The 14758-nt window shown below is 49.0% G+C and carries 13 protein-coding genes; all 13 read left to right on the plus strand.

Features of this window, described 5'->3' with window-relative positions; genetic code table 11:
* Window positions 1-58 precede the first annotated feature (58 nt).
* The 13 genes from BFJ94_RS03950 to BFJ94_RS04015 all read left to right on the plus strand — a co-directional run bounded on the left by BFJ94_RS03950 (window position 59) and on the right by BFJ94_RS04015 (window position 14566).
* Window positions 59-313 (plus strand): DUF3243 domain-containing protein, encoded by a 255-nt coding sequence (locus tag BFJ94_RS03950; RefSeq protein WP_120461417.1) that lies wholly within the window; start codon window positions 59-61, stop codon window positions 311-313.
* Between the two features lie 211 nt (window positions 314-524).
* On the plus strand, window positions 525-1292 hold the full coding sequence (locus tag BFJ94_RS03955) for a DUF3388 domain-containing protein (protein ID WP_120461419.1): 768 nt from the start codon (window positions 525-527) through the stop codon (window positions 1290-1292).
* 110 nt (window positions 1293-1402) lie between these two features.
* Window positions 1403-2413, plus strand: a complete 1011-nt coding sequence (locus BFJ94_RS03960) for a helix-turn-helix domain-containing protein (RefSeq protein WP_120461421.1) — start codon at window positions 1403-1405, stop codon at window positions 2411-2413.
* 189 nt (window positions 2414-2602) lie between these two features.
* Window positions 2603-3094, plus strand: a complete 492-nt coding sequence (locus BFJ94_RS03965; RefSeq protein WP_120461423.1) for a YajQ family cyclic di-GMP-binding protein — start codon at window positions 2603-2605, stop codon at window positions 3092-3094.
* A 147-nt stretch (window positions 3095-3241) separates the two neighbouring features.
* Complete coding sequence (rimO, locus tag BFJ94_RS03970; protein WP_120465072.1) at window positions 3242-4573, plus strand: 30S ribosomal protein S12 methylthiotransferase RimO; 1332 nt, start codon at window positions 3242-3244, stop codon at window positions 4571-4573.
* A complete protein-coding gene (gene pgsA / locus BFJ94_RS03975) occupies window positions 4570-5157 on the plus strand; it encodes a CDP-diacylglycerol--glycerol-3-phosphate 3-phosphatidyltransferase (RefSeq protein ID WP_120461425.1) in 588 nt (195 codons plus the stop codon). The genes rimO and pgsA overlap by 4 nt, the downstream gene beginning before the upstream one ends.
* A gap of 29 nt (window positions 5158-5186) precedes the next feature.
* On the plus strand, window positions 5187-6458 hold the full coding sequence (locus BFJ94_RS03980) for a competence/damage-inducible protein A (protein WP_120461427.1): 1272 nt from the start codon (window positions 5187-5189) through the stop codon (window positions 6456-6458).
* A gap of 1655 nt (window positions 6459-8113) precedes the next feature.
* A complete protein-coding gene (recA, locus tag BFJ94_RS03990; RefSeq protein WP_120461431.1) occupies window positions 8114-9178 on the plus strand; it encodes a recombinase RecA in 1065 nt (354 codons plus the stop codon).
* An 81-nt stretch (window positions 9179-9259) separates the two neighbouring features.
* Window positions 9260-10120, plus strand: coding sequence for a regulatory protein RecX (locus BFJ94_RS03995; protein WP_229716943.1), 861 nt, complete (start codon window positions 9260-9262; stop codon window positions 10118-10120).
* A gap of 311 nt (window positions 10121-10431) precedes the next feature.
* Window positions 10432-11976 (plus strand): ribonuclease Y, encoded by a 1545-nt coding sequence (gene rny / locus BFJ94_RS04000; protein ID WP_120461433.1) that lies wholly within the window; start codon window positions 10432-10434, stop codon window positions 11974-11976.
* Window positions 11977-12288: 312 nt separating this feature from the next.
* Window positions 12289-13083 (plus strand): TIGR00282 family metallophosphoesterase, encoded by a 795-nt coding sequence (locus tag BFJ94_RS04005; protein WP_120465074.1) that lies wholly within the window; start codon window positions 12289-12291, stop codon window positions 13081-13083.
* A gap of 126 nt (window positions 13084-13209) precedes the next feature.
* Window positions 13210-13470: a stage V sporulation protein S gene (locus BFJ94_RS04010; protein ID WP_006286829.1), complete on the plus strand. Its 261-nt coding sequence runs from the start codon at window positions 13210-13212 to the stop codon at window positions 13468-13470.
* Between the two features lie 142 nt (window positions 13471-13612).
* Window positions 13613-14566, plus strand: a complete 954-nt coding sequence (locus BFJ94_RS04015) for a dipeptidase (protein WP_120461435.1) — start codon at window positions 13613-13615, stop codon at window positions 14564-14566.
* Window positions 14567-14758: the final 192 nt, after the last annotated feature.

Genomic DNA, 14758 nt, shown 5'->3' on the forward strand with positions numbered 1-14758 from the left:
GGAGTAACGAATATTACAACTGTTGATTATAATTAGTGCCACCAAGGAGGAGTTAAATATGTCAACAGTACTCAAAAATTTTGATACTTGGAAGAAGTTCCTGGGTGAACGTGTAAAACATGCGGAAAGTGCGGGCTTCAGCGAGGAAGCGATCGCTAATCTTGCTTATGAGATCGGGGGATTTCTGGAAGAAAAGGTCGATCCGCAGAATGATTCCAACCGTGCCCTCAAAGAACTCTGGGATGTTGGAGATGAAGCGGAACGCAAAACAATCGCCCGTCTGATGGTCAAGTTAGCGAAGAAAAACGCATAGTTATTCGCCTGGAAAGCTCCCGAAACATGGGGGCTTTTCTCCCATTTTTTACAACTACTTGCCTTTCAAAAAAATTTTCTTTATTATTAGACACGTATTGTTTTATATATTTCACGAAATAGAGAATAATTTTATGGTGAAATGCAGGACATTTGACTAATTTTGTCGAAAGAGTGTGCTTGGTAAGGAAGTATAAGAAGGTGTAGGTTTTATGGGACAAAAACAATGGTATTTGGAATATAGAATACATAAAAACCGACCGGGCCTATTAGGGGATATCGCATCGATGCTCGGTATGCTGGAAGTTAATATTCTGACGATCAACGGGGTGGAAGGAGATACGCGCGGACTGCTGCTGGAAAGCGATGACGACGAGAAAATCGAGCAGATTGGAAAGATGCTGGCCAAAGTGGATAGCGTTACTGTAACAGCGCTCCGAAGCCCACGGTTGGTGGATTTGCTAGCGGTTCGCCATGGACGGTATATCGAGCGGGACTCTGACGACCTTAAGACATTCCGATTCAGTCGGGATGAATTAGGTCTTTTGGTAGATTTTCTAGGTGAAGTGCTCAAGAAGGATGGCCATCAGGTCATCGGTCTAAAGGGCATGCCTCGCGTAGGCAAGACGGAATCTATTATCGCCGGAAGTGTATGCGCGATGAAGCGCTGGACATTCGTATCCTCCACATTGCTGCGCCAGACGATACGAACACAGCTTTCTGAAGAGGAAAATAATCCACAGCATGTATTTATTATAGATGGAATTATAAGCACGATGCGCTCTAATGAAAGGCATAACCAATTGATCAAGCAAATTATGGAGATGCCTGCGACGAAGGTGATTGAGCATCCAGATGTGTTTATCGAGCAGACGGAATATAGTTATGACGATTTTGACATAATTATTGAATTACGTAACAATCCGGAAGAACAAATCGTTAATGATACGTTTAACACGATTTATCCGGATGATTTATGAGAATAGCTAGGATATGTGCGATTATGTATATGATTAGGGATTGAATTGACGGCGAAATGTCAATTGGTGTGATAGAAGAGGGAGTACAAATATATCAGGAGGTGATGGTCGTGTCGGATTTGGGCCAACAGCTAAAAGAAGCTCGTCTATCCATGGGCCTATCATTGGATGACGTTCAGGAAATAACAAAAATTCGCAAACGATACTTGGAAGCCATCGAGGCGGGAGATTATAAGGTTTTACCGGGAAGTTTTTATGTACGGGCATTTATCAAAACATATGCAGAAGCAGTAGGCCTCAACGCCGATGATCTTCTTGCTGAACATAAACAGAATGTACCGGAAGCGGCACCAGACACCACCATGGAGCCTGTCCTTCAGAAGCGGCGTAGCAGGCAGAGCGCCGAGCGTAATTCGAAGTGGCTGACTACCGCCTTAATGTGGTCTTTCTTCGCGTTGATTATTATCGTCATTTATTTATATTTCACGGTATGGAGCCAGCACGGGGATGAAGCGAATACGAAGCAGCCGGACTCGACAGCAATTACGAGCAATACGGAGAATCCGCAGGACGCGGCAAAGCCTAATCAGGACGCAGGTGCGGATCAAAATGGCGCGAAAAATGCAAATGCCGGAACGGATGATCAGACCGAGACGCCTGACAAAGGGAAAGACACGAATGCGAACACGCCAGATGCCAATGAGACGGAGACGGCTAACAAGGAGGTTGTCGTAGCTCCTGACGGCAAGGAAGGCAGCACTACGAAGTTCAAGGTTCAGCCAGCGGGCAGCGAGCCGGTGAAGGTTGTCATTTCGGCTACAGGCAACAGCTGGGTTGAAGTTCGCAAGGGGGATAAGCGCGGTGAGAAGCTGTACTTCCAGACGATGAAGGAAGGCGAAGTGCTGAACTATGATCTCGGCTCGGAAGGGCTGTTCATCAAGTCCGGGGCATCACCTAATACGTCGATTACGGTTGGCGGTCAGGTCGTGGAGGATGGCAAGAATACTTCGCGCATTCAATTAAATCTGGGCACTGCTGACGATGCCACCGATTCACAGGGGACAAACTCAGCAGAGAACAGCACAGACGGAAGCACGAACGGAACTGGAACCGGACAATAAAGCATATCGCGGGGGCTTGCTGAGCGAATCGTTCAGGGGCGCCCGCTTTTTTTAGGGGATATTGAGCGGATATCTTGTCGTCTATACTCGACTTTGTTAAATTTATTACATATAATTAGTAGATATAGAATTATAGCGAGTGTTCAGAAGCGGAACTTCTGAACCTCTTATAGAAGGGAATGTGAACTAATGGCTTCAGAGAGCTCTTTCGATATTGTATCCAAAATGGACATGCAGGAACTATCCAATGCCATTGACCAGACGGAGCGTGAAATCGCCAGCCGCTATGACTTTAAAGGCAGCAAGAGTGAATTGAAGGTGGAGAAGGACGTATTGGTCGTTACCTCTGATGATGAATACAAGCTGGGGGCTGTCATCGATATTCTTCAATCGAAGATGATCAAGCGTGGTTTGCCGATCAAGAATCTGGATTATGGCAAGGTCGAGCCAGCATCCCTGGGAACCGTCCGCCAACGTATTAAATTGAAGCAGGGGATCGATCAGGACAATGCCAAGAAAATTAACGTACTGATCCGTGATTCCAAGCTTAAAGTGAAAAGCCAGATCCAAGGGGATCAAATTCGTGTAACTGGCAAGAGCAGAGATGATTTGCAGCAAATCATCCAAATGCTTCGCAAGGCGGACCTTACCGTCGATCTGCAGTTTACAAATTTAAAATAATGATTCGATAGGATAGTTCATAAACATGCGGTCTCTCGTGGCGCTGGACGCAACGTGGGACTTTTTCATGTTTTTGACAGCGCTATTCATGAAATATTATACTTAGACAGGGTATTATGGCTGTAAAATGGAGGGGCTCAAAGCATGATGACTGAAAAGGTAAAGATCGTTACATTAGGCTGCGAAAAGAACATGGTTGACTCCGAGATCATGTCCGGTTTAATTGATCAGCGCGGGTATTCACTCGTTGACCAGGCGGAGGATGCGACCGTGATTATCGTTAATACTTGCGGCTTTATCGATGCAGCTAAGGAGGAATCGGTAAATACCATCCTCGATCTGGCGGAGCTAAAAGAGACAGGCAAGCTGAAGGCACTGATCGTATCGGGTTGCTTGACCCAGCGCTACAAACAGACATTGATGGAAGAAATGCCGGAGATCGACGGGATCGTGGGTACAGGGGATTTCTATAACATAAATCAAATCGTCGATGAAGCATTAGGAGGTAAGAAACCGGCGTATGTCGGGAATCCTGTATTTAATTATGAAGAGATTCTGCCCCGTAAGCTATCGACGAAGAAATATACAACCTATGTTAAAATCGCGGAAGGCTGCGATAATAACTGTACTTTCTGCAGCATTCCGATTATGAGAGGGGCATTCCGTAGTCGCTCGATCGAGTCTGTTATTAAGGAGGTTACCGGTCTTGCGGCCCAAGGGGTGAAGGAGATCAGTCTGATCGCCCAGGACACGACCAACTATGGAACCGACTTATATAATGGGGAGTATAAGCTGGCAGAACTGATCAACCGGGTCAGCGAGGTTCCGGGCATTGAGTGGGTTCGGCTGCATTATGCTTATCCGGGCTTCTTCACCGACGAGTTGATCGAGACTATCGCTTCCAACCCGAAGGTTTGCAAGTATATCGATATGCCGCTGCAGCATAGTGAGGATGCGGTATTGAAGCGTATGCGCAGACCAGGACGGAACCGTGATACACGAGAGTTGATCGCCAAAATCCGCGAGCGTATTCCAGGCGTGGCATTGCGTACTTCGCTGATCGTGGGCTTCCCGGGGGAAACTGAGGAGGATTTCGAGCGGCTATGTGATTTCGTCAGAGAGATCAAATTTGACCGTTTAGGCGTCTTTACTTATTCCAAGGAGGAAGACACGCCTGCTTCGCGGCTGCCGAATCAGATTGATGAAGAGGTCAAGGAATGGCGAGCCAATACACTGATGGAAATCCAGCGTCAGGTGTCTAATGAGAATAATGGAAAATATATCGGAGAGGTGCTAAATGTACTGATCGAGAGCTATGATGGACGCAGTGATGTGTTCGTCGGCCGTTCGCAGTATGATGCACCGGAAATTGACGGAGATGTCTACGTCTCGAATTGTAAAGTAGAAATTGGCGATATTATACCAGTACGGATCACACATGCGTATGAATACGATATGTCCGGGGAGGGTGTACTGTGAATTTGCCCAATCGCATTACTCTAGCTCGCATTTTCATGATCCCGCTGATGCTTGTATTTTTGCTGTTTGATTTTGAGTGGTGGTCTCATGAACTGAGCCTGGGTAGCTATTCACTGCCCGTGAATCATCTGATTGCAGCATTGCTGTTCATCATCGCGGCGAGCACGGATGGTATCGACGGTCATATCGCCCGCAAGCGTAATCTTGTTACGAATCTCGGTAAGCTGCTCGATCCGCTGGCTGATAAGTTGCTCGTAGCGGCTGCGCTTATTTCGCTGGTTGCGCTCGATAAGGCGAATGGATGGGTTGCGGTCATCATCATTAGCCGCGAGTTCGCAGTGACGGGATTACGCGAGGTTGCTCTGCTTGAGGGCTCGGTAATCGCCGCCAGCAAATGGGGCAAAGCGAAGACGGTTACCCAGATCATAGCTATCTCGGCCCTGCTGCTGAACAACTTTCCGTTCGAATGGATCGCTTTTCCGTTCGCGGATATTATGATTTGGCTTGCGACGATCATCACCGTGTACTCGGGGATTGATTATTTCGTCAAAAATAAGCATGTGCTGAAGTTCTCCAAAATGTAACCTGAACTTCACAAAGGGAGAAATGAATAATGAAAGCGGAAATTATTGCCGTAGGGACGGAGCTGCTGCTGGGACAGATCGTGAATACCAATGCACAATATCTGTCTCAGGAACTGGCCTCGCTAGGGATAGATGTCTATTTTCAGACTGTGGTAGGAGATAATACATCCCGGCTGAAGCAAGCGATCCAGCTGGGCACCGAGCGGGCGGATTTGCTTCTTTTTACAGGTGGGCTTGGGCCGACCCAGGATGATCTGACGAAGGATGTTGTAGCTGAGATACTGGGCCGATCTTTACATATCGACCGGATGGCCATGGATAATATCGAGCGGTTCTTCAAGGACCGGAAGGTGCCGATGACGGAAAATAACCGCCGACAGGCGCTGTCTATCGACGGGGCCACTCCACTGTCCAATGAAACGGGCCTTGCCGTCGGCAATGCGTTTGCTGAGGGCGGCAAGTTCTATATTCTATTACCCGGGCCGCCGAATGAAATGAAGCCGATGTTCGAGCAGCAGGCGAAGCCCTGGATTATGCAGCATGTACTGACGCATGAATTTCCAATCTATTCGCGGATGCTCAAATTTGCCGGTATCGGTGAATCGGCGCTGGAGACGAAGCTGCTCGACCTGATTGAGAAGCAGACCGATCCGACCATTGCCCCTTATGCCAAAGAGAGCGAGGTCACGATCCGCATCTCGACGAAAGCGGAGAGCGAGAGCGCTGCTATGGGCAAGCTGGATGTATTGGAGCTGCAGATCGCTGCCCGCTTGCCTGAGCATTTCTACGCTAATGAAGATGTGCCGATCGAGAAGACGATCATCGATATAATGACGGAGCGGAGCTTGACGCTTAGCTGCGCGGAGAGCTGCACCGGCGGGATGCTGATGCAGACACTGACGACGATTCCCGGCAGCGCCGCCGTCTTCCTCGGCGGAATCGTATGCTATTCCAATGAGATGAAGGAGAAGCTGCTCAACGTTCCGCATGAGCTGCTGGAGGGCGAGAATGCCCCGGGTGCGGTCAGCGCCGAGACGGCCAAAGTGCTGGCCGAGCAGGTGCGGATGATCGTGGACACCGATTTCGGCCTGGCCGTCACGGGCGTAGCAGGCCCTGCATACTCCGAGGGCAAGCCGGTCGGCCTGGTCTATATCGCGATTTCCCGCCGCCACGGCGAGACCAAGGTGTACGAACTGCACCTCAAAGGCAACCGCAGCACAATCCGCCTGCGCTCCACCAAAACAGTCCTCTACCAACTGTGGAAGCAGCTTAAACTGAACGAAACCCGGACAGACAAATAAAGTTGCCTATCCACTAAATATTGGATATAATCGAATTACGGAAGAACCGTAGCTGAACTTTGTTCGAGTTGTCGCTACGGTTCTTTTTTTGTTTATTTTGGGGAGAGGGGAGGGCATAGGGAAAGCAGATCGAGGTTTGGCTGGGAGTCGAGGGGTTGGGGAGTAACTTTTGTATGAGGTAACTTTTGTATGAGGTAACTTTTGCTTTGCGGAGTAACTTAGGGGCAGAAGAGCTGAGATCAGATCCAGGGAATGCGGGTTTTCAGTAGCCCCATCGTCCGCGCTGCGCAAAAGTTAGCGCTGGGCTTGGCTATTGGCTCGGCTGTGTGGCTCGGTTGCGGTTGGGGAGAGGGAGTTGGGGGCGTAGGGCAGCGGCTGTAGTGGGAGTTGAGATGGGGGTTCAGCCCAAGGTGGAAATTGAGTAACTCTTGGTTGAGTTAGAGATTGAAGCTGGGATGAGGCTGAGTGGGATGCGTTTGAGTGAGGTAGTGGTTAGATCGGGTCTTGACCCCGGGCTGGCCGGCTTGGTAGGTGCGGGTTGGGACGAGTCAGGTTGGAGGAACGAGAAATTCCTGCAAATATGCATCTTTTTCCTCCAATTCGGCCTCATTATTAAAGAAATAGCCCAAAAGCCTGCATATTTGCAGGAATTTAATAAAAACAGGGGCTATGAGCCCTAAAAGCCTGCATATTTGCAGTTTTTTGCTAACGTAGCAGGATAGCAGGACGGACTCTTGCTTTCGCTCCATAGCCACTTTTTGAAGTTGTCACATAGCCAGTTCGTTAGTAACACTTCCGCCAAAGTCAGCGATTCCCGCAGGGAGAGCGCCATCCGATGTTCGCAGTCACTCCCCGTGCTCCCGCCAAAAGCGAGCGATTCCCGTTTAGGGAGAGCGCCGGAGAACGCACAACCGTCACTCCCCAGTGCAGGAGAGCAAAAAGTAGAGCGTGCCCGAAGGGCGACAAGCGGCTGTTATAGCCTAAAGTAACCCGGGAGCGTTCGAAAGCAGCAGTCCCCGAACACACTCATGCCAAGTAACTCATCCGCCCAAGCAGCGATTCCCGCAGGGAGAGCGTCGTTCAAGGTTCGAAGTCACTCTCCAGCGCCCCCGCCAAAAGTCAGCGATTCCCGCAGGGAGAGCGCCATCCGATGTTCGCAGTCACTCCCCGTGCTCCCGCCAAAAGCAAGCGATTCCCGTTAGGGAGAGCGCCGGAGAACGCACAACCGTCACTCCCGGGGGCAGGAGAGCAAAAAGTAGAGCGTGCCCGAAGGGCGGCAAGCGGCTGTTATAGCTTAAAGTAACTCGGGAGCGTTCGAAAGCAGCAGCACTCCCCAGCATGTTTTCAGGTAACCAAGCACAGCCAAAAGTAAGACGTACCCGAAGGGGGAAAAGCGTTCCACGTGCCCAAATAAGAGCTCTCCCGAGGGGAGAGCCGCCTAAGGAGCGCCTCAGCACCATCCATCGTTAGTCCAGTTGCGGGGAGTCCAGAGGGCTGCAGGGCCCTTTGGAGCCCTCCCTTACAGTAAGGGAGGGCTTGGGAGGGTTGAGACTACGAATGTATGTTCGAAAAAATGCTTGGCAAACGTTTCAAAACAAGGTACAATTGTAGTATAAAAGAATGAACTCTTAATTATTAAGAAGGATGTGAGCTGATTGTCAGACCGCCGTGCTGCGCTGGAAATGGCGCTTCGTCAAATAGAAAAGCAATTTGGGAAAGGTTCGATCATGAAGTTGGGAGAATCCACACATATGCAGGTGGAAATCGTACCCAGTGGATCATTAGCGTTGGATATTGCACTTGGAACCGGGGGACTCCCTCGGGGAAGAATTATTGAAGTATTCGGACCGGAATCTTCCGGTAAAACAACGGTAGCTCTGCATGCGATTGCGGAAGTGCAGAGGGTGGGCGGACAAGCCGCCTTTATCGATGCGGAGCATGCGCTTGATCCTTCTTATGCGAGCAAGCTTGGTGTAAATATCGATGAATTGCTGCTGTCCCAGCCGGATACAGGTGAGCAGGCACTGGAAATCGCCGAGGCGCTTGTACGGAGCGGTGCGGTAGATATTATAGTTATAGACTCCGTAGCGGCCTTGGTTCCTAAAGCGGAAATTGAAGGGGAAATGGGTGACTCCCATGTCGGCTTGCAGGCCCGCCTGATGTCCCAGGCGCTGCGCAAGTTGTCAGGGGCGATCAGCAAGTCCAAGACGATTGCCATCTTCATCAACCAGCTTCGTGAGAAGGTGGGCATTATGTTCGGTAATCCAGAGACTACTCCTGGTGGACGAGCACTCAAGTTCTACTCGACAGTTCGGCTTGATGTCCGCCGGATAGAGACGATCAAGATGGGGAATGACATGGTCGGTAACCGGACTCGGATCAAGGTCGTGAAGAATAAGGTAGCTCCACCGTTCAAGCAGGCTGAGATTGATATTATGTACGGTGAGGGGATCTCCAAGGAAGGCAGCATTATCGATATCGGCGTGGAGCAGGATATCGTGGATAAGAGTGGCGCTTGGTATTCCTTCTCTGGTGAGCGTCTCGGTCAAGGACGCGAGAATGCGAAACAGTATTTGAAGGAACATCCGGAAATTTCGAATACAATTGAACAGAAGATCCGGGAGAATAGCAACCTGACGACGACGGTTGCACCTGCATCTGCGAATGAGCAGGAAGACGAAGTCAAAGAAGAGCAGGCACTTTTCGAAGAAGAAAAATAATAATTTGGGAGCGCTCTGCCACCAGAGATAGGTCTGGTTTGGCCAGAGCGCTCTTCGTTTAAATAAAGGAGCGGAATCTTGGTGGAGCAACGATTTGAAAATCGCAGAACCAAGCCATATGCCCGGGCCAGAGAGGATAGCGAAAATAGCGAAATCGTGGATATTTCTGAACAGGGCTCCTGGGAGGACAGGTATGCTTTCAAGGAAGATCATAAAGAACGACGTTCCTCTTCCGATTCGTTAGAAGTAGAGAGCTATGATCTGTCTGTATTTCCCGAGGACGAGGAGCTGATAATTACTACGGTACAGCTTCTCAAATCGCCTAAGTTTCGGTACAGGATCAGTTTCGGCCCCTATTCGATGGATGTTCATGAGGATATTATGATCAAGTATCGCATGATCAAAGGGGCTGTATTTACCAAGCTTGAGCTGGAAGAGATTATTACGGCGGATGAACGTCAGCGGGGCTATGGGGAAGCATTGAAGTATCTTAGCCGTAAGCCGCGAACCTCCTTTGAAATTGCTTGCCGGCTGAAGGAGAAGGGCTGGGGTGAAGAGACGATCGCTGAGGTTATCGAACGGCTTATCCAGGAGCGTTGGATTGATGACGCCGCATACGCACAGGAGTGGGCAGCACAGCGCGTTCGCAGCCGCGGGAAGGGTAAGGCATGGATCAGACATGAACTGCGTCAGAAGGGCATTTCCAAGCCTCTGATTGAAGAGGCGCTAGGCCAGGTCAGTGAAGAGGCGGAATACGATAGTGCTATGCAGCTCGCACAGCGCAAATGGCGGACGACCTCTGGCGAGACGGTGGACAAGAAGCGCAAAGTGGGTGCTTTTTTGATGCGCAGAGGCTTCTCGGGCGGGCTTGTATCCAAAGTAGTCCGCGAGCTTGCCCAGCAGGATGGTATGGAATATGAGGAAGAATGGGAAGAATTATAAATTCAGAGAGATGGTAAATGAGGCAGCTTGCATAAACTTGTCCGTTGCTTGACAATTTCTTTCACTAAATAATAAAATGGTCATGAATCTATATCATAAAGATCCTTATTCCTTCCAAATGATGGATCTAAAGATTCTATTCGCAATCATGGGGCCAAGATTCCGGCATCTTAACGGAATTCATGCTGATTTGGCGTGATGCCTAGTCTGAATCGGCAAGAAATCGATTCTTTGTATGATGATGAATGAAAAATGAAAACTAAAATGCATCCCAGGGAATGCCTTGGAGGAAACAGCGGGGAGGTGAACAGATGCCACAAGTTATCTGGACGATCGTTCTCGTTGCCGCCGCTTTATTCTTTGGGTTCGGGATCGGATATTTTATTCGCAAATCTCTTGCAGAGGCTAAAATTTCCAGTGCGGAACATGCTGCAAGTCAAATTTTGGAAAGCGCGAAAAAAGACGCAGAAGCACTGAAAAAGGAAACGGTTCTTGAAGCGAAAGACGAAATTCATAAACTGAGAACCGAAGCTGATAAAGACATTCGTGAACGTCGGAATGAAATTCAACGACAAGAAAGACGATTGTTGCAAAAGGAAGAGTCGCTGGATAAAAAAATTGAATCACTGGAACGTAAAGAAGAACAAGTAGCTGGCAAAGAGAAAAGAATTGAAGAAACCCAGCAACAGATTGATCTACTCTATAAGAGTCAGGTTCAGGAGCTTGAGCGTATCTCCAATTTGAGCATGGAGGACGCCCGCACGATTATTCTTAACAATGTCGAGCAGGAGGTTCGCCACGAAACGGCTCAAATGATTAAGGACATTGAGTTGCAAGCGAAGGAAGAAGCGGATAAGAAATCACGTGAAATCATTACACTTGCGATTCAACGTTGCGCTGCGGACCACGTTGCTGAGACGACGGTCTCGGTAGTTGCTCTTCCGAACGAAGAAATGAAGGGCCGGATTATCGGACGGGAAGGCCGTAATATCAGGGCACTGGAAACGTTGACCGGAATTGATCTGATTATCGATGATACACCGGAAGCAGTCATATTGTCCGGGTTCGATCCAATTCGCCGTGAGATTGCCCGTACAGCGCTGGAGAAGCTGGTTGCTGACGGACGGATTCACCCGGCTCGGATCGAAGAAATGGTTGAGAAATCGCGTCGTGAAGTGGATGAGAGAATTCGTGAGTACGGTGAGCAAGCGACCTTCGAGGTCGGTGTTCACGCACTGCATCCGGATTTGATCAAAATTCTGGGACGTCTAAAGTTCCGGACAAGCTACGGTCAGAACGTGTTGAAGCACTCGATGGAGGTAGCGTATTTAGCCGGACTTATGGCAGGCGAGTTGGGCGAGGATATTGCTCTCGCCAAACGTGCAGGATTGCTGCATGACATTGGGAAAGCGCTGGATCATGAAGTGGAAGGATCTCATGTCGAAATCGGCGTGGAACTGGCGAAGAAGTATAAAGAACATCCGGTTGTTATCAACAGTATCGCCTCTCACCACGGAGATTGTGAAGCAACTTCAGTTATCGCTATGCTGGTTGGTGCAGCTGACGCATTGTCGGCAGCCAGACCGGGCGCTCGGCGTGAAACATTGGAAACCTATATTCGCCGATTGGAGAAGCTGGAAGAAATCTCAGAATCGTTCGAAGGTGTGGAGAAATCGTTTGCTATTCAAGCAGGCCGCGAGGTACGTGTTATGGTGCAGCCTGAGAAGATCGATGATGCCGAAGCGTTCCGTCTGGCGCGTGACATAACGAAGAAGATCGAGAGTGAGCTCGATTATCCGGGCCATATCAAGGTTACGGTTATTCGTGAGACGAGAGCGGTTGAATATGCGAAGTAAAGGTTAAGCTGATGAAAGTGGCCCCCTGTGGGCCGCTTTTTCATTGAAGCTGCAAGATGGAATCTCTAACGAAACTACAGATCGTTATTTCACCAAAAACAGTGGCAAAGAAAATCTAACGAAACACCATATCGTTATTCTGGAGAAATTCCTGCATTGAGCTGCTCATTTGCTTAAATAACGATGTCTAGTTTCGTTAAAATTTTTAGCGGCCTTTATTAGGCTGAATAGCGATATCCTGTATCGTTAGAGTATGATGACATAGGTTTAAAGATGCAGGGCAGCAGTGTATGGAATGGAGGAGGAGTTATCATTAAATTACTGTTCATTGGAGATATAGTTGGCAGCACAGGACGGAATGCGGTGCGGGAATCACTCCCCCGCTTGAAATCTAAATATAATCCTCACATTATTATCGCCAATGGCGAGAATGCGGCAGCGGGAAGAGGAATTACCGAGAAGATCGCTAAGGAATTCTTCGATATGGGGATTCACGGGTTGACGATGGGCAATCACACCTGGGATAACCGTGACATCTTCGAGTTCATCGATCGCGAGCCACGTATGATTCGCCCGGCGAACTACCCGCCAGGAACACCGGGAAGCGGACACACGGTCATTAAAGCGAATGGCAAGGAGCTGGCTCTCGTCAACTTGATGGGTCGCACCTTCCTGCCAGCGATTGACGACCCGTTCCGGAAAGCGGATGAGCTTATCACCGAGCTGGCGAAGAAGCATAAATGCATCATGGTTGATTTCCACGCGGAGGCCACCTCGGAGAAGATCGCGATGGGCTGGTATTTGGACGGCAGAGCTTCCTTGGTGGTAGGAACGCATACGCATGTGCAGAGCAATGATGATACGATTTTGCCGCAGGGAACGGCCTATTTGACGGATTGCGGTATGGTTGGATCGCGTGAAGGTGTGCTCGGGATGGAGCGCTCGGCGGTGATCCGCAAATTCACGACCCAGCTTCCGGTTCGCTTCCAGGTCTGTGAAGGGAAATGGCATTTCCACGCTGTGTTCGTGGAGATCGATGAGTCGACAGGCAAAGCGACGAAGATCGAGAAGATCAGATGGCTTGAAGATGAATGGATCATGGAATAAAAGGATGTAAATCACGCTCGATCACTTTCATAGGCGCCTCCCCCAAAAAAGAAGGAATTATTTGGCCGTTCACGAATATCTTCTAAGTAGTGGAGTCAAACCATTATTCCCAGGGAGGTACTTACTATGGAAGTATTAAAAGTTTCAGCAAAGTCCAATCCTAACTCCGTTGCCGGTGCTCTAGCTGGAGTTCTTAGAGAGCGTGGTGCTGCTGAACTTCAGGCTATTGGAGCGGGTGCACTGAACCAGGCCATTAAAGCGGTAGCCATAGCCCGGGGATTCGTTGCGCCAAGCGGCGTAGATCTGATTTGCATTCCGGCTTTTACGGATATTGTGATTGATGGTGAGGATCGTACAGCGATCAAGCTGATTGTGGAACCTAGATAAACGGTTGATAGAGGTAGAAGTGAACCTGTTTACACTCAGTAGACAGGTTTTTTTGCATTTTTTCAAAGAAGTGAATAAAGAAGCCGAATATGAATAAGTAAGATTTGAAATATACTGTTAAAATAGTGTGATCGAGGAGGGGATGGGCTTGAAGATTGTTGACTTCCATTGTGATGTGCTCAGTAAAATACAGCTGAACCACCAGCTTGATTTTAAAAATGATGATCGGCTTGATGTGAATCTGCGACGTATGGAGCAAGGTGGGGTTCAGCTTCAGTGCTTCGCAATATTCCTATCAGAGCGATTGGGGCCGCCGGGTATCGAACATATTATGGAGCAGCTCGACCTCTATCAGGAGCGTGTGGCTATCGAAGACATCGGGCTGGTCAAGAGCAGTGCGGACCTCGAGCGGGTCATAGCCACGGGGGAGCGGGCCGGATTGCTCTCGATCGAGGGAGCGGATGGTCTGGAGGGGGATCTATTCTATTTACGGCTGTGCTATGAACGCGGAGTGCGCTTCCTCGGAATCACCTGGAATTATGCGAATTGGGCTGCAGATGGTGTGATGGAGCCGCGAAATGGCGGCTTCACGTGTAAAGGGCTTGAGCTGGTCCGTGCTTGTCATGAGCTGGGGATTATCCTCGATGTATCTCATTTATCGCATAAGGGCTTCTGGGAGCTTACAGAGCTCGCTGAGCGCGCACAGCGCCCTTTTATAGCTTCTCATTCTAATGCCTATCATATTTGCCCGCATGAACGGAATTTGCAGGATGAGCAAATACGAGCGATAATAGAGAACGGTGGCCGAATCGGAATCACCTTCGTACCTTGGTTTGTAAAAGACGGCCCAGCGGTATACAGCAAGGATCTTCTGCCGCATCTCGATCATATTTGCCAGCTTGGCGGCGGGGGGAATATTATGTTTGGCTCGGATTTCGATGGAATCGATACTCATCTTCATGATTTTCAGCATGCGGGGGAATATGAGCAATGGGTGGATACCCTTCTAAAATATTATCCAGAGGAGCTTATAAATGGGTGGTTGTCCGGGAACGCTCTTTCATTTTTGAGAAAATGGCTCCCAAAAGATGAGTAAGCGCTTTAATTAATCCAATTACGAGATCGTTATGATCGAAAACAACTATATGAAAAAGGGTGGAAAACGCTTGCTTTTTACATGTCTTCGACATAAAATTGACATGACTCTGAAACAGAATGTTCACAACTATCATGGAAATCTGTGACAGTTATTACGTTTTTCATTCTGTGAGTACATTTATTATTTTGT

Source organism: Paenibacillus aceti (assembly GCF_003614185.1).
Classification (GTDB): domain Bacteria; phylum Bacillota; class Bacilli; order Paenibacillales; family Paenibacillaceae; genus Fontibacillus; species Fontibacillus aceti.